This window comes from Paenibacillus sp. MER 99-2 (genome assembly GCF_023714095.1).
Taxonomy (GTDB): domain Bacteria; phylum Bacillota; class Bacilli; order Paenibacillales; family Paenibacillaceae; genus Paenibacillus.
The window spans coordinates 1-253 of record NZ_JAMAUZ010000066.1 but is presented as its reverse complement, the minus strand read 5'-3'; the positions used below and the strand labels follow the sequence as shown (position 1 = coordinate 253).

1 rRNA gene is annotated in these 253 nt (G+C 43.1%); it reads left to right on the top strand.

The features are described from left to right. A 16S ribosomal RNA gene (locus tag M3636_RS29355) occupies positions 1-69 on the top strand; the annotation flags it as partial. Between the last annotated feature and the right edge of the window lie 184 nt (positions 70-253).

Below are 253 nucleotides of genomic sequence, written 5' to 3'. Positions count from 1 at the left end.
GGATAGATGATTGGGGTGAAGTCGTAACAAGGTAGCCGTATCGGAAGGTGCGGCTGGATCACCTCCTTTCTATGGAGAATCGTTTCCCGTAGCGGAAACATTCAAATATGCAGCTTCGCTGCAAACTTACTCACTCGTTGCTCAGTTTTGAGAGCTCAAACTCTCAAACAGCTTGCTTTTGCATGGAGCTTGTTCTTTGAAAACTAGATATCGAAACGAAAGTAAATGCGAATTAGAACATTCCTTTTTAGCT